The sequence below is a fragment of the Xylophilus rhododendri genome (assembly GCF_009906855.1).
Classification (GTDB): Bacteria; Pseudomonadota; Gammaproteobacteria; order Burkholderiales; family Burkholderiaceae_C; genus Xylophilus; species Xylophilus rhododendri.
In genome coordinates this window covers 200,862-218,857 of the sequence record NZ_CP047650.1, presented here as the reverse complement: position 1 = coordinate 218,857, position 17,996 = coordinate 200,862, and the positions used below count along the sequence as shown (strand labels likewise).

General features: G+C 68.8%; 11 protein-coding genes and 1 pseudogene. 7 read left to right on the top strand and 5 right to left on the bottom strand.

Translation table 11 applies throughout. The features are described 5' to 3' along the window. Positions 1-14: 14 nt before the first annotated feature. The 4 genes from prmB to dapC form a co-directional block, all read right to left on the bottom strand. The gene (gene prmB / locus GT347_RS01030; protein ID WP_160550215.1) at positions 15-905 is read right to left on the bottom strand and encodes a 50S ribosomal protein L3 N(5)-glutamine methyltransferase; all 891 of its coding nucleotides are present in this window, start codon (positions 903-905) and stop codon (positions 15-17) included. After that, complete coding sequence (dapE, locus tag GT347_RS01025) at positions 902-2,059, bottom strand: succinyl-diaminopimelate desuccinylase (protein WP_160550214.1); 1,158 nt, start codon at positions 2,057-2,059, stop codon at positions 902-904. Before dapE ends, prmB begins: the two co-directional genes overlap by 4 nt. A 141-nt stretch (positions 2,060-2,200) precedes the next feature. Next, complete coding sequence (locus GT347_RS01020) at positions 2,201-3,358, bottom strand: PilT/PilU family type 4a pilus ATPase (RefSeq protein WP_160550213.1); 1,158 nt, start codon at positions 3,356-3,358, stop codon at positions 2,201-2,203. A gap of 46 nt (positions 3,359-3,404) precedes the next feature. After that, the gene (gene dapC, locus GT347_RS01015) at positions 3,405-4,619 is read right to left on the bottom strand and encodes a succinyldiaminopimelate transaminase (protein ID WP_160550212.1); all 1,215 of its coding nucleotides are present in this window, start codon (positions 4,617-4,619) and stop codon (positions 3,405-3,407) included. Between the two features lie 105 nt (positions 4,620-4,724). Between dapC and GT347_RS01010 the strand changes: the two genes are divergently transcribed. From GT347_RS01010 to GT347_RS00995, 4 genes are all read left to right on the top strand, one after another. Continuing rightward, complete coding sequence (locus tag GT347_RS01010) at positions 4,725-5,489, top strand: SDR family NAD(P)-dependent oxidoreductase (RefSeq protein ID WP_160550211.1); 765 nt, start codon at positions 4,725-4,727, stop codon at positions 5,487-5,489. 104 nt (positions 5,490-5,593) lie between these two features. Beyond that, positions 5,594-8,083 (top strand): glycogen/starch/alpha-glucan phosphorylase, encoded by a 2,490-nt coding sequence (locus GT347_RS01005; RefSeq protein ID WP_160550210.1) that lies wholly within the window; start codon positions 5,594-5,596, stop codon positions 8,081-8,083. An 82-nt stretch (positions 8,084-8,165) separates the two neighbouring features. After that, positions 8,166-9,206, top strand: a complete 1,041-nt coding sequence (locus GT347_RS01000) for an SAM-dependent methyltransferase (RefSeq protein WP_160550209.1) — start codon at positions 8,166-8,168, stop codon at positions 9,204-9,206. Continuing rightward, positions 9,206-9,991 (top strand): DUF1295 domain-containing protein, encoded by a 786-nt coding sequence (locus GT347_RS00995; protein ID WP_160550208.1) that lies wholly within the window; start codon positions 9,206-9,208, stop codon positions 9,989-9,991. Before GT347_RS01000 ends, GT347_RS00995 begins: the two co-directional genes overlap by 1 nt. Here the strand turns inward: GT347_RS00995 and GT347_RS00990 are convergent. Further along, positions 9,988-11,037 carry a hypothetical protein gene (locus tag GT347_RS00990; RefSeq protein WP_160550207.1) on the bottom strand — a complete coding sequence of 350 codons (1,050 nt, stop codon included), beginning with the start codon at positions 11,035-11,037 and terminating at the stop codon, positions 9,988-9,990. The genes GT347_RS00995 and GT347_RS00990 overlap by 4 nt on opposite strands. A 169-nt stretch (positions 11,038-11,206) precedes the next feature. On the opposite strand from GT347_RS00990, the gene smc reads away from it, so the two are divergent. From smc to ligA, 3 genes and pseudogenes are all read left to right on the top strand, one after another. After that, positions 11,207-14,719, top strand: coding sequence for a chromosome segregation protein SMC (gene smc / locus GT347_RS00985; RefSeq protein WP_160550206.1), 3,513 nt, complete (start codon positions 11,207-11,209; stop codon positions 14,717-14,719). A 37-nt stretch (positions 14,720-14,756) separates the two neighbouring features. Next, positions 14,757-15,821: a cell division protein ZipA C-terminal FtsZ-binding domain-containing protein gene (locus tag GT347_RS00980; protein WP_160550205.1), complete on the top strand. Its 1,065-nt coding sequence runs from the start codon at positions 14,757-14,759 to the stop codon at positions 15,819-15,821. Then, positions 15,818-17,874: pseudogene (ligA, locus tag GT347_RS00975) on the top strand (NAD-dependent DNA ligase LigA). The gene GT347_RS00980 and the pseudogene ligA overlap by 4 nt, the downstream one beginning before the upstream one ends. Positions 17,875-17,996: the final 122 nt, after the last annotated feature.

Sequence of the window (17,996 nt, the reverse complement as noted above, 5' to 3'; positions counted from 1 at the left end):
GAAGAGGAAAACGCTTAGGCGCCAGCGGCGCCGAGAAATGAATTGGTGGCCAGGGCGATGCGTTCGACCAGCAGCACCTGGTCCTCGCCGGCGCTGGTGTCCAGCCAGGTGACGGGCAGGCGCGGGAAGGCGGCTTCGAAGAAATCGCGCTCGTTGCCGATCTCCAGCACCAGCACGGCGTGTTCGCTCATGTGGGCCGGTGCCTGGGCGAAGAGCCGGCGGATGAAATCCATGCCATCGGTGCCGCCGGCCAGGGCCAGTTCGGGCTCGGCACGGTATTCGGCGGGCAGGGCGGCCATGCTGCCGGCGTTCACATAGGGCGGGTTGCAGACGATCAGGTCGTAGGGGCCGGGCACGCCGGCCAGGCCGTCGGATTCGACCAGGCGCACGCGGTCCTGCAGGCCGTGCCGGTCCACGTTGATTCGGGCCACGGCCAGGGCATCGGTGGAGATGTCGGCGCCGTCCACGCTGACTTCCGGCCAGGCCATGGCGCAGAGCACGGCCAGGCTGCCGTTGCCGGTGCACAGGTCCAGCACGCGTTGGGTGTGGTCGCCCAGCCAGTCGTCGAAACCGCCGTCGGCGATCAGCTCGGCAATGAAGCTGCGCGGCACGATGGCGCGCTCGTCGATGGAAAAGGGCACGCCTTGCAGCCAGGCTTCGCCGGTGAGGTAGGCGGCGGGCTTGCGGGTGGCGATGCGTTCTTCGATCAGGGCATCGATGCGCTGGCACTGGCCGTCGTCCAGCTCGCGCTGGGCCACGCCGTCGAGTTCGTCCAGCGGCAGGTCCAGGCGCCACAGCACCAGCCAGGCGGCTTCGTCGAAGGCATTGGCCGTGCCGTGGCCGAAGGCGACACCCGCGTCCGTCAGGCGCTGCGCGGCGGCGTTCACCTTGTCGATCAGCTTCATCGCGCGCCTTTCGCCAGGTTTTCCAGGGTGCGGCGGTAGATGTTCTTCAGCGGCTCCAGCTCGGCCACTTCCAGGTATTCGTCGATCTTGTGGATCATGGCGTTGGGCGGCCCGCACTCCAGCACCTGCGGGCAGATGCGGGAGATGAAACGGCCGTCGCTGGTGCCGCCGGTGGTGGAGAGTTCGGTGCTCAGGCCGGTCTCGGCCCGGATCGCGTCCGAGACGGCATGCACCAGGGTGCCGGGCTCGGTCAGGAAGGGCTGGCCGGAGATGCTCCAGGCCATGTCGTACTCCAGCCCGTGGCGGTCCAGCACCTCGCCAACACGAGCCTGCAAGCCCTCGGAGGTCGATTCGGTGCAGAAGCGGAAATTGAAGTCGATGACCACATCGCCCGGGATCACGTTGGATGCCCCCGTGCCGCCATGGATGTTGCTGACCTGGAAGGAGGTCGGCGGGAAGAAGTCGTTGCCCTTGTCCCATTCGATGGCCGCCAGCTCGGCCAGCGCCGGCAGCGCCTGGTGGATGGGGTTGCGTGCCAGCTGAGGATAGGCGATGTGGCCCTGGATGCCGCGCACGGTGAGTTTGCCGTTCATGCTGCCGCGCCGGCCGTTCTTGACCATGTCCCCGGTGTGCTCCACGGCGGTGGGCTCGCCGACGATGCACCAGTCCAGGCGCTCGCCGCGCGCCTGCAGCACACGGCAGACGTGGACCGTGCCGTCCACGGCGGGGCCTTCCTCGTCGCTGGTCAGCAGCAGGGCGATGGCGATGGACGGGTTCGGCACTGCGGCGATGAATTCCTCCACCGCCACCACGAAGGCCGCGATGGACGACTTCATGTCCGCCACGCCCCGCCCGTAGAGCCGGCCCTCGCGGTGCGTGGGCACGAAGGGCGCCTGGCTCCAGCGCTCCAGCGGGCCGGTGGGCACCACGTCGGTATGGCCGGCGAAGACCAGCACGGGCGCGTCCGCCGTGGCGCCGGGGCGCTTGGCCCAGAGGTTGCTCACGCGGAAGTCGGCCGGGCCGCTGTCCAGGCGTTCATTGGCGAAGCCCAGCGCGGCCAGGCGGCGCTCCAGGATCTCCAGGCAGCCGGCGTCGTCGGGGGTGACGGAGGGGCGGGAGATCAGTTCTTCGGTCAGCAGCAGGGTGGGGGTCATGACGGTCTCAAGGGGCGGGAATTCACCTCGGCAAGCGAAGCGAAGCCCGGTGGGGGACACCGCGGCCCGGCTTTGCCGGGTCGCCAGTGTCGCCCCCATGTAAGGGGGGTGGCGGCCACACGAAGTGGGCAAGCCTGGGGGCTAAAGCTTTATATCCAACACGATGTCGGTGAAGGTCGGGCCGATCGGATCGGCCTCGGCCTGCTGGCTGGCTTCGGTGGCCGCGCGGCGCGCCATGTCGAAGTCGTTGTCCAGCCGCCAGAGCAGGTTGGTCGGCGAGTCGGCCTGGGCCATGCCTTCCTTCCTGCTGACCAGTCCGTCGCGGATCAGCCGGGCGATGTCCTGCTCGAAGGTCTGCGAGCCCTCGGCCATGGATTTTTCCATCGCGGTCTGCACCGCGGAGAAGTCGCCCCGCTCGATCAGCTCGCCGATATTGGGCGTGTTGAGCATCACCTCCACCGCCGGGATGCGGGTGCCGGCATTGGTGCGCAGCAGGCGCTGCGACACCACGGCCAGCAGGGCGGTGGCCAGGTCGCCGAGCATCGTCGGCCGCACCTCGGCCGGGTAGAAGCTCAGGATCCGGTTCATCGTCTGGTAGCTGTTGTTGGCGTGCATGGTCGCCAGGCACAGGTGGCCGGACTGGGCGTAGGCGATGGCGGCCGTCATGGTCTCGCGGTCGCGGATCTCGCCGATCAGGATCACGTCCGGCGCCTGGCGCAGCGCGTTCTTCAGCGCCACCTGCAGCGAGGCGGTGTCCACGCCGATCTCGCGCTGGTTGACCACCGAACGCTTGCTGCGGAACAGGTATTCGATCGGCTCCTCGATGGTCAGGATGTGGCCGCCGCGGTTCTCGTTGCGGTGGTCGATCATCGAGGCCAGGGTGGTGCTCTTGCCGGCGCCGGTGGAGCCCACCATCAGCAGCAGGCCGCGGCGTTCCTGGATCAGCTCGCCCAGCACCATCGGCACGTTGAGGGTGTCGAGCCGCGGGATGTCGCTGTTGATGTAGCGGATCACCACCGCGAAGGAGCCGCGCTGGCGCATGGCGCTGACACGGAAGCGCCCTACGTCCTTCATGGCGAAGCCGACGTTGAGTTCGCCGATCTCCTCCAGCTCCTCCATGCGCGCCGCCGGCAGCACCTCGGCCAGCAGGTTGCGCGGCGCGTCGAAGGGCAGGGGCTGGTTGTTCAGGGCGACGCATTCGCCGTTGATGCGCAGCGTCGCCGGCGCATTGGCCGACATGTAGAGGTCGGACGCCTGCTTGTCGGCCATCAGCCGCAGGATGCGTTCCATCGTGGCCATCTACAGTCCTTGTCGTGAGGTTGTGGGGATCGGAAAAAAGGGCGCTTCAGCCGGCGCTGCGCACGAAGGCGACGATGCGTTCGGCCGCTTCCAGGCATTCGGCGGTGCCGGCCACCAGGGCCATGCGAATCCGGCCGCGGCCGGGATTGAAACCGCGTGCCTCGCGCGCCAGGTAGCTGCCGGGCAGCACGGTCACATGCTGCTGTTCGAAGAGGGCGCGGGCGAAGGCCGTGTCGTCGCCGCCGAAGCGGTCGGGAATGCCGGCCCAGAGGTAGAAGGAGGCATCGGGCAGGGCCACGTCCAGCACCTGCGCCAGCACCGGGGTGACCTGGGCGAACTTGGCGCGGTACAGCGCCCGGTTCTCCTGCACATGGGCCTCGTCGCCCCAGGCGGCGATGCTGGCGGCCGAGACCACCGGGCTCATCGCGCTGCCGTGGTAGGTGCGATAGAGCAGGAAGGGCTTGATCAGCGCCGCGTCGCCGGCCACGAAGCCGCTGCGCAGGCCGGGCACGTTGCTGCGCTTGGAAAGGCTGGTGAAGGCCAGCAGGCGCGGGAAGCCGGTGCGGCCCAGTTTGGCCGCGGCCTCCAGGCCGGACAGCGGCGGCTCGTCGCGGAAATAGATCTCGCTGTAGCACTCGTCCGAGGCGATGACGAAGCCGTGGCGGTCGGATAGCGCGAAGAGCTTTTCCCACTCGGCCAGCGGCATCACCGCGCCGGTCGGGTTGCCCGGCGAGCAGACGAAGACGAGTTGGGTGCGCGCCCAGACCTCCTCGGGCACGCTGTCCCAGTCCACCGCGAAATTGCGCGCCGGATCGCTGGGCGCGTAGTAGGGCTCGGCACCGGCCAGCAGGGCCGCGCCTTCGTAGATTTGATAGAAGGGATTGGGGCAGACGACCACCGGCCGCTCGGCCGAGGCGTCGACCACCGTCTGGGTGAAGGCGAACAGGGCCTCGCGCGAGCCGTTGATCGGCAGCACCTGGGTGGCCGGATCCAGGTCCAGGCCGTAGCGGGTCTTGAGCCAGCCGGTGCAGGCCGAACGCAGGGCGGCATCGCCGGCGGTGGGTGGATAACCCGCCAGGCCGCCGGTCGGCGACAGGGCCGCGTCGGCCATCGCGCGCTGGATGAAGGGCGGGGTCGGATGCTTGGGCTCGCCGATGCCCAGGCTGATGTGGCGCAGGCCGGCGGGCGGTGTGGCGTGGGCGAACAACTGCTTCAGCCGCTCGAAGGGATAGGGCTGAAGGCGCGAGAGCAGGGGATTCATATCCGCCGATTATCCCGGACGCTGCCTCGATTGCTGCGAACGGATACAGACCGTGGGCGCGCGCTTCGCAGAATGGGAGGCTTTCGTCACCGGGGAGCCACAGCCATGCAGCGTTTCAAGAACAAGGTCGTCATCGTCACAGGCTCGGGCTCCGGCATAGGCGAGGCCACCGCGCGGCGCTTCTCGGAGGAGGGCGCCAGCGTGGTGCTGGCCGGCCACACGCTGGAGAAGTTGCAGAAGGTGGCGGCCACGCTGCCGGCCGAACGCACGCGGGTGCAGGTGACCGATGTGGCCGACTACGCATCCTGCGAGAAGCTGGTCGATGCCGCGCTCGCCACCTTCGGCCGCATCGATGTGCTGGTGTCCAACGCCGGTGTCGCCACCGAGGGTTCGGTCACCGACGCCAGCCTGGCCGACTGGAAGAAGACCATGGACACCAATGCCGGCGGCGTCTTCCACTGCGCCCGCGCGGCGCTGCCCGAGCTGATCAAGACCAGGGGCAACATCGTCAATACCGCTTCGGTCTCCGGCCTGGGCGGCGACTGGGCCATGGCCTGCTACAACGCATCCAAGGGCGCCATCGTCAACCTGACCCGCGCCATGGCGCTGGACCATGGCAAGGACGGTGTTCGCGTCAACGCAGTCTGCCCCACCTTCACCCGCACGCCCATGACCGAGGACATGCAGGACGACCAGGCGCTGATCGACAAGTTCGCCGCCCGCATCGCGCTCGGCCGCCCCTGCGAGCCGCGCGAGGTGGCGGCGGCCGTGGCCTTCCTGGCCAGCGAGGACGCCAGCTTCATCACCGGCGTCAACCTGCCGGTGGACGGCGGCCTGACCGCCTCCAACGGCCAGCCGGACATGGCCTGATCGGACCGCGGGCATGGTTGATGCATGCCCGCGAGATCGTCCCGCCGCAGACGGTCTGTAGCAAGATCGCGATCTTCCCGCCACGCCAGAACGAGCCACAGAACATGCCCTTCAGAACCGGCCTCAAGAGCTTCGAATACGACCATCCCGACCACGGAGTCGCCGACTTCAAACGCGCGGTGGCCAACAAGCTGATCTACGCCGTCGGCAAGGATCCGGCCGCCGCCAAGGCCGAAGACTGGCTGCACGCGGCCCAGCTGGCCATCCGCGACCAGCTGGTCGAGCGCTGGATGGCCACCACCCGCGCCCAGTACGAGCAGGACGTCAAACGCGTCTATTACCTGTCGATGGAGTTCCTCATCGGCCGCACCTTCACCAACGCCATGCTGGCGGTGGAGCAGTACGAGAACATGCGCCTGGCCCTGGCCGACTTCGGCGTGGACCTGGCCAAGCTCGGCGAACTGGAGCCCGACGCTGCCCTGGGCAACGGCGGCCTGGGCCGGCTGGCGGCCTGTTTTCTGGATTCGATGGCCACGCTGGCGGTGCCCGGTTTCGGCTACGGCATCCGCTACGAGTACGGCATGTTCCGCCAGCAGATCCAGGGCGGCCAGCAGATCGAGACGCCCGACTACTGGCTGGCCCACGGCTACCCCTGGGAATTCCAGCGGCCGGAAGTCGTCTGGCGGGTGCGCTTCGGCGGCCATGTGGAGAGCCGCACCGATTTCGGCAGCGCCAACTGGGTGGACACCCACGACGTGCTGGCCATGGCCTACGACAGCATCATTCCCGGCTACGGCACCGAGGCCACCAACACGCTGCGGCTGTGGTCGGCGCGGGCCACGGAAGAGATCGACCTCTCGGCCTTCAACCGCGGCAGCTACCGCGAGGCGGTGGAGCGCAAGAACCTGTCGGAGAACGTGTCGCGGGTGCTCTACCCGGACGACTCCACCGAGTCCGGCCGCGAGCTGCGCCTGCACCAGGAGTACTTCTTCTGCTCGGCCAGCGTGCAGGACATGCTGCACCGCTATCTGCGCACCCACGACAACTTCGACAAGGTGTCGGAGAAGATCAGCATCCACCTCAACGACACCCATCCGGTGCTGGCCGTGCCGGAGATGATGCGGCTGATGCTGGACGAGCACCACCTCGACTGGGACACCGCCTGGGGCCACTGCCAGCGCATCTTCAGCTACACCAACCACACGCTGATGCACGAGGCGCTGGAGACCTGGCCGGTGCAGATGATGGGCCGGGTGCTGCCGCGCCACCTGCAGATCATCTTCGACATCAACGCGAAGTTCATGCTGACCATCGCCGACGAGCACAAGCACGACACCGAGCTGATGCGCCGCCTCTCGCTGATCGACGAGAGCGGCGACCGCCGGGTGCGCATGGCCTACCTGGCGGTGCTGGTGAGCCATTCGGTCAACGGCGTCTCGGCCCTGCATTCGGACCTGATGGTGCAGTCCATCTTCGCGGACTTCGCCAAGGTCTTCCCGAATCGCTTCAACAACAAGACCAACGGCGTGACGCCGCGCCGCTGGCTGGCCCAGGCCAACCCGCCGCTGACCGCGCTGCTCGACCAGCGCCTGGGCCGCGGCTGGCGCCGCGACCTGTCGCAGCTCGAAGCCCTGAAACCCATGGCCGCGCAGCCGGCCTTCGCCGCCGCCTTCGGCCGCGCCAAGCGCCAGAACAAGCAGCGCCTGGCCGCCTGGGTGAAGCAGCACATGGACCTGGAGCTGAACGTGGACGCGCTGTTCGACGTGCAGGTCAAACGCATCCACGAATACAAGCGCCAGCTGCTCAACCTGCTGCATGTGGTGGCGCGCTACCAGGACATCCTGGAGCACCCCGATGCCGACCATGTGCCGCGTGTCGTCATCTTCGCCGGCAAGGCCGCATCGGCCTACGCCATGGCCAAGCTGGTGATCCGCCTGATCAACGACGTGGCCACGGTCATCAACCAGGACGCGCGGGTGGCCGGCAAGCTGCAGGTGGTGTTCATGCCCAACTACAGCGTGAGCCTGGCCGAGATCATCATCCCGGCGGCCGACCTCTCCGAGCAGATCTCCACCGCCGGCACTGAAGCCTCGGGCACCGGCAACATGAAGCTGGCGCTCAACGGCGCGCTCACCATCGGCACGCTGGACGGCGCCAACGTCGAGATGAGCCAGAGCGTGGGCCTGGACAACATCTTCATCTTCGGCCAGACCACGCCCGAGGTGGAGGCCTTGCGCCAGTCCGGCTACCAGCCGCGCAGCTTCTACAACGCCAACGCGCGGCTGAAGAAGGCGCTGGATGCGATCCGCGACGGCGCCTTCTCGCACGGCGAGCCGGCGCGCTACCAGCAGATCTTCGCCTCGCTGGTGGAGTGGGGCGACAAGTACATGCTGCTGGCCGACTTCGCCTCCTACCTGCAGACGCAGGCGCGGGTCGACGCGCTGTACCGCCAGCCGGAGGAGTGGATCCGCAAGGCCATTCTCAACGTGGCCGGCATGGGGCCGTTCTCCTCGGACCGCACCATCGCCGAATACGCCGACGAGATCTGGCACAGCAAGCCGGTGCTGCTCAAGCCGCGTCAGACGGCGCCCTGAGGGCGGGCGGTATTTACCTCACATCCGATCGCCGCCTGCCTGCGTAAGCTCTGCATCACCAACAAAACGCGGGAGCGGCAGGATGGGGTTCATTGCCGATTTGGGCATCCGGTGGAGCGAGCAGGGCAAATTGCCCGATCCGGTGGTGCGGGCGGGCATACGCCGCCTGCTGCGCGAGCGGCTCGACGAGATCCAGGCCGAGGATGTGGAGAAGGGCGGCGCGGCCGCGCAGGCCTTTCTCGACGAGATGCGCCACGCCCCGGTCGCCCTGGTGCCGGAAAAGGCCAACGAGCAGCACTACGAGGTGCCCTCCGAATTCTTCGGCGGCGTGCTCGGCGCCAACCGCAAATACAGCAGCTGCTGGTGGCCGCCCGGCACCCAGACGCTGGAGCAGGCCGAGATCGCCTCCCTGCAGGAGACCTGCGAACGCGCCGGCCTGGCGCATGGGCAGGAGATCCTGGAGCTGGGCTGCGGCTGGGGCTCGCTCAGCCTCTTCATGGCCGAACGGTATCCGGGCTCGCGGGTGACCGCGGTGTCCAACTCTGCCTCGCAGCGCGCCCACATCGAGGCGGAAGCCGCCCGCATGGGCCTGCACAACCTCACCGTGCTGACCTGCGACATGAACCTGTTCGAAACCGAGGACCGTTTCGACCGCATCGTCTCGGTGGAAATGTTCGAGCACATGCGCAACTGGCCGGAGCTGTTCCGCCGCCTGTCGGGCTGGCTGAAGCCGGGCGGACGCTTCTTCATGCATGTGTTCGTGCAGCGCCTGGTGCCCTATGCCTTCGTCGAGCGTGACGAGAGCGACTGGATGAGCCGGTATTTCTTCTCCGGCGGCATGATGCCCAGCGACGACATGGCCGCCTGCTTCCAGGACGACCTGCGCCTGCTGCGCCGCTGGCGCTGGGACGGCACCCACTACGAGCGCACCGCCAACGCCTGGCTGGCGAACATGGACGCCCGGCGCGAGCAGCTCGAACCGGTGCTGCGCGAGGCCTACGGCGCGGAGGTGGACATCTGGTGGCAGCGCTGGCGTGTCTTCTTCATGGCCGTCGCCGAACTCTTCGGCTACGAGCGCGGCCAGCAGTGGTGGGTGAGCCACTACCTGTTCGAGAAACGCTGATGAGCGGACTCTCCATCGCCCTCTGCGGACTGGCCGCCTCGGCCGCGCTGGCCCTGCTGACCTGGATCGCCAGCCTGCTGCGGCACGACGTGAGCCTGGTCGACCGCACCTGGGGTTTGATGATCGCGGCGCCCGGCATCGTCTATGCCGCGCTGCTGCCGGATGCCTGGCCCCGGGCCGCCTGGCTGCTGCCGCTGCTGCTGGCCTGGGCGATCCGCCTGGCCTGGCATGTGACGCGCCGCAACTGGGGCCATGGCGAGGAGCGGCGCTACCAGGCGATCCGGGCGCGCAACCAGCCCGGGTTTGCGTTCAAAAGCCTGTACCTGGTCTTCGCCCTGCAGGCCGTGCTGGCCTGGGCGGTGGCGGCGCCGCTGTTCGCGGCATTCGTCGGCGGCCGCGACTTCGGCTGGCTGGATGCGGCCGGCGTGGCGCTGGCGGGTTTCGGCATCGTCTTCGAGGCGGTGTCGGATGCGCAGCTGAGCCGCTTCCTCGGCGATCCGGCCCACAAGGGCCAGGTGATGGACCGCGGCCTCTGGCGCTATTCCCGCCATCCCAACTACTTCGGCGAATGCTGCACCTGGTGGGGCATGTTCCTGCTGGGACTGGCCGGCGCGGGCGTCTACGGCTGGTGGGCGCTGGTGTCGCCGGTGGTGATGACGGTGCTGCTGCTGAAGGTGTCGGGTGTCTCGCTGCTGGAGGCCGACATCGGCGAGCGGCGGCCGAAGTACCGCGACTATGTGGCGCGCACGCCGGCCTTCTTCCCCTGGCGGCCGCGGGCCCGCTAGCTGGAAAACGGATTGCAATCCGGCCCGTAGGCCAGATTGATCAGGCCGGGCGGGGAGGGCGGCTCCTCGTCGTCCTGCTCGCGCACCGCTTCGGCGAACAGCGGCTGCACGCAGATCGTGGCCGCCGGCAGTCCGCCCGCGGCGCTGGGGCCGGCGATCATCGGGCGCAGCAGGCGTTCGACCAGGCGATCGGCCGGCGGCAGGGCACCGGATTCCTGGCTCTTGATGACCTGGCGGGGCAGGTCGCCGATGGCGTTGCGCAGCCAGCCCATCAGGCAGTTCACGAAAAAGGTCTCGGCGCTGGTGAGCTTGCGCTGGCCGGGCGGGGCGTCCTCGGGCAGTTCGGCCAGGGCCAGCTGGGTGGCGCCGCGTTCGGCCACGTCGCGCAGGGCGCTGATGCTGGCGGTCGCCATCACCTTCAGGGAGCGCGACAGCGCGGATTTGGGCAGGCGGTCGAGCTGCACCTGCACGTAGTTCCAGTTGACCAGCGCGGCCGTCACCTTTTCCTGGAAACGGATGCCGGTCCTGTTCTCCGGGTCCGGATCCTGCACATCGAACAGCTCCTTGAACAGGCTCTCCAGGTAGGTGCCGACGATATAGGGATGCGACATCGCGCTCAGCCGCACGGCGGGATGGTTGGATAGGGCCACCATCAGCAGTTCCGCGCTGTGCGCCAGGCCGATGGCCAGGGCCGCGGCGAGGGCGGAGCGCAGCTCTTCGCCGATGCGGTGGGCGGTGGCTTCGGCGGGCGCCTCCTCGTCGAGCATCGGGCTGTGTTTGAGCCACTGGTTCAGGCGCCTGCCGCATTCGGCGCTGGCGCGGGCCTGGTCGAAGCCGGAGACCTTCATGTAGTCGGCGTAATAGGTTCTGACGACGGCCAGGCTGTCGCGCGTCGGCGGAAATTCCAGCAATTCGGCCAGCGGCCCGAGCGGCGCCGGGGGCGGCGAAGGGCTGCGCGTTCGCCCCCCGTCTGCTTCGTCCTGCTGCTGCGGCCGACTGGTGAGGCCTGCGCTCGGCAGGCTGTCGGGGATCTCGTGCTGGAACATGGTGGGGCCCTTCGCATCGAAAAGTCCACTCTAGGCCGATGCGGCCCGGGCCGCCCGGGCTTTGACGAAGGCTGCTGCCGTGCGACGAAGGCCTTGTGGGGCCGGTATCATCGGTGCCCTTCCTGGCCTTGTTCGATTCGTCGGCCAGCGTCGTCTTTTCTTCTCCCTCGTGCGCCTCAGTTCCATCAAGCTTTCGGGCTTCAAGTCCTTCGCCGAACCGACCAACTTCATGCTGCCCGGGCAGCTGGTGGGTGTGGTCGGCCCCAACGGCTGCGGCAAGTCCAACATCATGGACGCGGTGCGCTGGGTGCTGGGCGAGTCCAAGGCCAGCGAGTTGCGCGGCGAGTCGATGCTGGACGTGATCTTCAACGGCACGACCACCCGCAAGCAGGCCAGCCGCGCCAGCGTCGAGCTGATCTTCGAGAACGCCGACCACCGCGCGGGCGGCTCCTGGAGCCGGTTTCCGGAGATCGCCGTCAAGCGGGTGCTCACTCGCGAGGGCGGCAGCAGTTATTTCATCAACAACCAGCCGGTGCGGCGGCGCGATGTGCAGGACGTGTTCCTGGGCACCGGCCTGGGGCCGCGCGCCTACGCCATCATCGGCCAGGGCACGATCAGCCGCATCATCGAATCGCGGCCGGAGGAGCTGCGGCTTTTCCTGGAAGAGGCCGCCGGTGTCTCCAAGTACAAGGAGCGGCGGCGCGAGACGGAGAACCGGCTCTCCGACACCCGCGAGAACCTCACGCGGGTGGAAGACATCCTGCGTGAACTCAACAGCAACCTCGAAAAGCTGGAGAAGCAGGCCGAGGTGGCCCAGCGCTACAACCGGCTCAATGCCGACGTCACCCTGCGCCAGCACCAGCTGTGGTTCTTGAAGCGCGCCGAGGCCGAGGCCGAGCAGGCGCGCATCCATGCCGAGTCGGCCCAGGCGGTGAACGACCTGGAGTCGCGCATCGCCGACCTGCGTCATATCGAATCCGACCTGGAGACCGTGCGCCAGGCGCATTACGCGGCCGGCGACCAGGTCAACCGCTCGCAGGGCGCGCTCTACGAGGCCAGCGCCGAGGTGGGCAAGCTCGAAGCCGAGATCCGTTTCGTGATCGAAGGCCGCCAGCGGGTGCAGGCCCGGCTGGTGACCCTGGCCGAGCAGCTCTCGCAATGGAACACCCGCCGCGAGGATGCCTCCGAGGAGCTGGAGAACCTGGCCGCCCAGGGCGAGACCGCCGACGAGCAGGCCGAGCTGCTGGCCGCCCAGGTCGAGGAGCAGGCCATGCGCCTGCCCGACATGGAAGACGCCCTGCGCCAGGCCCAGCAGCACGCCACCGAGCAGCGCGGCGTGGTCGCCCAGGTGCAGCAGCAGATCCAGGTGCTGGCGGCCGAGCAGCGCAGCATCGAGGAACAATCCCGCCAGCTCAACACCCGCCGCGAGCGCCTGCTGACCGACCGCAACGCCCTGGCCGCGCCGGACGAGCAGCGCCTGCTGAACCTGCAGGAACAGCTGGCGGTGGCCGAGGAAGCCGCCGATATCGCCGAGGCCCGGCTCCACGAGCTGCAGGAGAACGTGCCGCGGCTCGATGAGGAACGGCGCGGGCGCCAGCAGCAGCTCAATGCGGAGTCGGCACGCCAGTCCGAACTCTCGGCCCGTGCCGAGGCCTTGCGGGCACTGCAGGAAAAGGTGCGCACCGACGGCAAGCTGCAGCCCTGGCTGGCCCGCCACGGCCTGGACGGCCTGGCCGCGCTGTGGACCCGCATCCAGGTCACGCCCGGCTGGGAAAACGCCCTGGAAGCCGCCCTGCGCGAACGCCTGAGCGCGCTGGAAGTTTCGCGCCTGGAGACGGTGCGGGCTTTCGCCTCCGATGCGCCGCCGACCCGCCTGGCCTTCTACAGCCCGCCGCTGGCCGGGCTGCCGGAGCCGGCTTCGGCGCTGCCGCGGCTCACCGAAGTGCTGCGCCTGTCGGATGCCGGCCAGAGAGCCCTGTTCAACGACTGGCTGCACGGTTGCTTCACCGCCGACAGCCTGGAATCGGCACTCGCCGCGCGCGGCCAGCTGCAGCCTGGCGAAACCATCTATGTGCAGGACGGCCATGCGGTCACCGCGCACGGCGTCAATTTCTATGCGCCGGATTCGCAGCAGGCCGGCATGCTGGCGCGCGCCCAGGAGATCGAGAACCTGGAAAAGCAGATGCGCGCCCAGGCCTTCATCGCCGAGGAAGCCCGCGCCGCCTCGATCCGTGCCGAAGCCGCCTATTCCGAGGCCACACAAAGCCTGGTGACGGCGCGGCGCGAGGCCACCGAGCACCGTGCGCGCAGCCACGAACTGCAGGTCGAAACCCTGCGCCTGTCGCAGCTGGCCGAGCAGGCCCGGGCGCGCAGCCAGCAGATCGATGCCGACATGGGCGAGGTCGACGGCCAGCTCGACGAGCTGCAGGAGCGCCGTGTCACCGCCGAGGCCCGCTTCGAGGAGCTGGACATGCAGCTGGCCGACACCCAGGAGCGCCATGCCCAGCTAGACGAGCGTGTGATCGAGTCCGAACGCAAGCTGGCCGAAGCCCGCGAGCAGCAGCGCAGCCTGGAGCGGCGTGCGCAGGAGGCCACCTTCTCGCGCCGCAGCCTGGAATCGCGTAGAGGCGAGCTGGGCCGTGCCATCGACACCGCCACGCAGCAGAGCAAATCCCTGGCCGACGAGGACCAGCGGGCACGTGAGGAACTCACCCGCCTGTCCGACGCCGCCGCGCAGGGCGGGCTGCAGCAGGCGCTGGACCTGAAGCAGGAGCGCGAAGCGGCACTCGCCGCCAGCCGCAGCGAATACGACGACCTCACCACCAAGCTGCGCGCCAGCGACGAACGCCGCATGCAGCTGGAGCGGGCGCTGGATCCGCTGCGCCAGCGCATCACCGAATTCCAGCTCAAGGAGCAGGCCGCGCGCCTGGGCCTGGAGCAATACAGCCAGTTCCTGGCCGATGCGCAGGCCGATCTCGAAGCCGTGGGTGCCTCGATCACGGCCGGCAACGTGCGCATCCAGGGCCTGCAGGGCGAGATCGACCGGGGCAACCGCGAGATCGCGGCGCTCGGCGCGGTCAACCTGGCGGCGCTGGATGAACTGGGCGTGGCCCGCGAACGCAAGACCTTCCTCGATGCCCAGATGGCCGACCTGGTCGAGGCCATGACCACACTCGAAGACGCCATCAAGAAGATCGACGGCGAGACCCGCGAGCTGCTGGTGGGCACCTTCAACATCGTGAACGGCCACTTCGGCCGCATGTTCCCGGAGCTGTTCGGCGGCGGCAACGCCAAGCTGACGATGACCGGCGAAGAGGTGCTGGACGCCGGCGTGCAGGTCATGGCCCAGCCGCCGGGCAAGAAGAACCAGACCATCCACCTGCTCTCCGGCGGCGAGAAGGCGCTGACGGCGATCGCCCTGGTGTTCGCCATCTTCCAGCTCAACCCCGCGCCCTTCTGCCTGCTGGACGAGGTGGACGCGCCGCTGGACGACGCCAACACCGAGCGTTACGCCAAGCTGGTGGCCAGCATGAGCAAGGAAACCCAGTTCCTGTTCATCTCTCATAACAAGATTGCCATGGAGATGGCCGAACAATTGATCGGCGTCACCATGCAGGAGCAGGGCGTGTCGCGCATCGTGGCGGTGGACATGGAGTCCGCGCTGTCGATGGCGACCACCTGATCCTCCCCCAACAACGACCCAACATCCATCCGAGCACATGAGCACACTGCAGTTGAGCCTCGCCATCGTCGGCGGCCTGGTGCTGCTGGCGATCATCGTCCACAGCGCCTGGACGACCCGCCGCAACGCACCCAAGCAGGCCGATCCAGCCGCGCCCGATGCGCCCGTCGAACGCGAGCCGGGTGAGCGCCAGGAACCCGGCTTCGTCGGCGGCGACGAACTGCCCGGCGGCGTGCCCGAGCCCGCCCTGGGCAGCATGCCCCTGCCGGCCCTGGAGCGGCGGCCGGGCCTGGATGCGCTGATCGACAGCATCGTGCCGATGTCGCTCGAAGGCCTGGTCTCCGGCGACGCTGCCCTGGCCGCGCTGCCGCCCACCCGCCGCGCCGGCAGCAAGCCCTTCGCGGTGGAAGGCCGCAACGAGGCCAGCGGCCATTGGGAGATGCCGGTGGCCGGCCAGCGCTACCGCGCCTTCCAGGCGGGCGTGCAGCTGGCCAACCGCACCGGGGCACTCAACGACATCGAATACTCGGAATTCGTCGTCAAGGCCCAGGCCTTCGCGGACGCGGTGAACGCGGCGGTCGATTTCCCCGACATGCGCGACGAAGTGGCCCGCGCCCGCGAACTCGACCAGTTCGCCAGCGACCACGACGCCCAGCTGGCCTTCGTGCTGCGCGCCCGCGGCGCCGCCTGGAGCCCCGGCTATATCCAGCAGAACGCCGCCCGGCTGGGCTTCGTGCCCGGCACCATCCCCGGCCGCATGGCGCTGCCGGCGGCCACGCCCGGCATGCCGGCCATCCTGGCGCTGTCCTTCGACACCCAGGCGGCCCTGGCCGAGGACCCGGCCCAGTCGGCCATCCGCGACCTTACGCTGAGCCTGGACGTGGCCCAGGTGCTGCGCGCCGAACAGCCCTTCCAGCGCCTGCGCGAGATCTCGGCCGAACTGGCCGGCGCCATGGACGGCGTGGTCACCGACCAGAACGGCCAGCCCCTGCGCGAAGAGGCGCTGGACTCCATCGGAATGGACCTGGAAAAGCTCTACGACACCCTGGACGGGCGCGACCTTTCGGCCGGCTCGATCCAGGCCCGGCGCCTGTTCGGATGAGCGCGGTGACGGGCAAGCCGAAAGAACCTCCGCTGCCGGCCGAAGAGGCCGCCGCCCTGCGCCGGCAGCTGGACCAGTGGGCCCACGAGTACTACGTGCTCGACCAGCCCAGCGTGCCGGATGCCGAATACGACAAGGTCTTCCAGCGCCTGCAGGCCCTGGAGGCCGAGTACCCGGACCTGGTTTCGCCCGATTCGCCCACCCAGCGGGTGGTGGGCGCGGTGCTGGACGGCTTGGTGCCGGTGCGCCACCGCATACCCATGCTGTCGATCCACACCGAGACCGACACCACCCCGGCCGGCGCGCAGAAGTTCGACGCCTCGGTGCGCAAGCTGCTCGGCCTGGCCGAGGATGCGCCGCCGGTCGAATACACCGCCGAACTCAAGTTCGACGGCCTGGCCATGAGTCTGCGCTATGAAGACGGCCAGCTGGTGCAGGCCGCCACCCGCGGCGACGGCGAGACCGGCGAGGACGTCACCCACACCATCCGCACCATCGCCGCCATCCCCAAGCGCCTGCGCCGCTGCCCGGCGCCGGTGCTGGAGATCCGCGGCGAGGTTTTCATGCGGCGCGACGATTTCGAGGCGCTCAACGAACGCCAGCGCGAGGCCGGCGGCAAGACCTTCGTCAACCCGCGAAACGCCGCGGCCGGTGCGGTACGCCAGCTCGACGCCAACATCGCCCGCCAGCGGCCGCTGTCCTTCTATGCCTATGGCTTCGGCGAAGTGCTGGGCTGGGAGCAGCCGGCCAGCCATGCCGGCAGCCTGAAGGCCCTGGCCGGCATGGGTGTGGCGGTGAATACCGACAGCAAGGTGGTGCAGGGCGCCGGGGGCTTGCGGAATTCCACGCCGACATCGCCAAACGCCGCGACCTGCTGCCCTTCGACATCGACGGCGTGGTCTACAAGGTCAACGACCGGGCGCTGCAGCAGCAACTGGGCTTCAAGTCGCGCGAGCCGCGCTGGGCCGTGGCCCACAAGTACCCGGCGCAGGAGCAGGTGACGACCATGACCGAGATCGAGGTCCAGGTCGGCCGCACCGGCAAACTCACCCCGGTGGCGCGGCTGGCGCCGGTGTTCGTCGGCGGCGTGACGGTGACCAATGCCACGCTGCACAACATCTTCGAGATCCGCAAGAAGCAGGTGCGCAAGGGCGACACGGTGATCGTGCGGCGGGCCGGCGACGTGATTCCCGAAGTGGTCGGCGTGGTGCCCGGGCAGCGTGCCGGCTACGTGCCCAATTTCCACATGCCCAGGCAGTGCCCTGTCTGCGGCAGCGAGGTGGTGCGCCCCAAGGGCGAGGCCAACCACCGCTGCACCGGCGGCCTGTTCTGCCCGGCGCAGCGCAAGGAGGCCTTGCTGCACTTCGCCGCGCGCCGCGCCATGGACATCGAGGGCCTGGGCGACAAGCTGGTCGAGCAGCTGGTGGACGGCGGCATCATCCGCACCCTGCCTGAGCTCTACAAGCTGGGCGTGGCCAAACTCTCGGCGCTGGAGCGCATGGCCGACAAGTCGGCGCAGAACATCGTGGCCGCGCTGGAGAAGTCCAAGCAGACCACCTTGCCGCGCTTTCTTTTCGGCCTGGGGGTGCGCAATGTGGGCGAAACGACCGCCAAGGACCTGGCGCGGCATTTCGGCCTGCTGGATTCGATCATGGACGCCACGGTGGAGCAGCTGCTGGAGGTGCCGGACGTGGGTCCCATCGTCGCTGAGTCCGTGCATACTTTCTTCGCCCAGCCGCACAACCGCGAGGTGGTCGAGCAGCTGCGCGCCGCCGGCGTCACCTGGCCCGAGGGCCCGCCCGAGCCACGTGCCCAGCTGCCGCTGGCCGGCAAGACGGTGGTGCTGACCGGCACGCTGCCCAGCCTGTCGCGCGACGAAGCCAAGGACATGCTGGAAGCCGCCGGCGCCAAGGTGGCCGGCTCGGTCAGCAAGAAGACCGACTACGTGGTGGCCGGCGCGGAGGCCGGCAGCAAGCTGGAGAAGGCCCAGGCGCTGGGCATCGCCGTGCTGGACGAAGACGGGCTGCGCCAGCTGCTGGCCGGCGCCGGGTAGTTGGTTGCGGGGCTTTACCCGACCTTCACCACATAAGGGGTACCGCCTGTCGGCTGCTCGAAGCGACCGCACGTTGCACAGGGGTTCCCTTCAGGAGTCAATGCCATGCGTTCCATTCTTCG

Bases quoted from the DNA above. Each gene is read 5' to 3' on its own strand.
- GT347_RS00980 (WP_160550205.1), top strand. From the start codon at position 14,757: ATGAGCACACTGCAGTTGAGCCTCGCCATCGTCGGCGGCCTGGTGCTG.
- prmB (WP_160550215.1), bottom strand. From the start codon at position 905: ATGAAGCTGATCGACAAGGTGAACGCCGCCGCGCAGCGCCTGACGGAC.
- GT347_RS00990 (WP_160550207.1), bottom strand. From the start codon at position 11,037: ATGTTCCAGCACGAGATCCCCGACAGCCTGCCGAGCGCAGGCCTCACC.
- GT347_RS01000 (WP_160550209.1), top strand. From the start codon at position 8,166: ATGGGGTTCATTGCCGATTTGGGCATCCGGTGGAGCGAGCAGGGCAAA.
- dapE (WP_160550214.1), bottom strand. From the start codon at position 2,059: ATGACCCCCACCCTGCTGCTGACCGAAGAACTGATCTCCCGCCCCTCC.
- GT347_RS01020 (WP_160550213.1), bottom strand. From the start codon at position 3,358: ATGGCCACGATGGAACGCATCCTGCGGCTGATGGCCGACAAGCAGGCG.
- GT347_RS01010 (WP_160550211.1), top strand. From the start codon at position 4,725: ATGCAGCGTTTCAAGAACAAGGTCGTCATCGTCACAGGCTCGGGCTCC.
- GT347_RS00995 (WP_160550208.1), top strand. From the start codon at position 9,206: ATGAGCGGACTCTCCATCGCCCTCTGCGGACTGGCCGCCTCGGCCGCG.
- GT347_RS01005 (WP_160550210.1), top strand. From the start codon at position 5,594: ATGCCCTTCAGAACCGGCCTCAAGAGCTTCGAATACGACCATCCCGAC.
- dapC (WP_160550212.1), bottom strand. From the start codon at position 4,619: ATGAATCCCCTGCTCTCGCGCCTTCAGCCCTATCCCTTCGAGCGGCTG.